The sequence below is a fragment of the Streptococcus australis genome (genome assembly GCF_019930045.1).
Lineage (GTDB): Bacteria > Bacillota > Bacilli > Lactobacillales > Streptococcaceae > Streptococcus > Streptococcus australis_D.
Genome location: NZ_JAHZQQ010000128.1, coordinates 1 through 674 on the forward strand (window position 1 = coordinate 1; position 674 = coordinate 674).

A 674-nucleotide genomic window follows, 5' to 3' on the forward strand; every position below is an offset into this window, starting at 1 on the left:
TCAGAATCCGTATCAGAATCACAATCAGTGAGCGCATCTGAATCAGAAGAGACATCTACCTCATTAAGTGAATCAGCGTCAGAATCCGTATCAGAATCACAATCAGTGAGCGCGTCAGAATCAGAAGAAGCTTCAACTTCACTAAGTGAGTCAGCATCAGAATCTGTATCAGAATCCCAATCAGTGAGTGCATCAGAGTCAGAAGAAACATCTACCTCATTAAGTGAATCAGCGTCAGAATCCGTTTCAGAATCACAATCAGTGAGCGCGTCAGAATCAGAAGAAGCTTCAACTTCACTAAGTGAGTCAGCATCAGAATCTGTATCAGAATCCCAATCAGTGAGTGCATCAGAGTCAGAAGAAGCTTCAACTTCACTAAGTGAGTCAGCATCAGAATCCGTATCAGAATCACAATCAGTGAGCGCGTCAGAATCAGAAGAAGCTTCAACTTCACTAAGTGAGTCAGCATCAGAATCTGTATCAGAATCCCAATCAGTGAGTGCATCAGAGTCAGAAGAAACATCTACATCCTTGAGCGAATCAGCGTCAGAATCCGTTTCAGAATCACAATCAGTGAGCGCGTCAGAGTCAGAAGAAACATCTACCTCATTAAGTGAATCAGCGTCAGAATCCGTTTCAGAATCACAATCAGTGAGCGCGTCAGAATCAGAAGA

The 674-nt window shown here is 43.0% G+C and carries 1 protein-coding gene; it reads left to right on the forward strand.

What is annotated here, in order from left to right; genetic code table 11:
- Positions 1 to 674: hypothetical protein (locus K1J10_RS10655; RefSeq protein WP_223357352.1), on the forward strand; the 674-nt coding region annotated here is incomplete at both ends.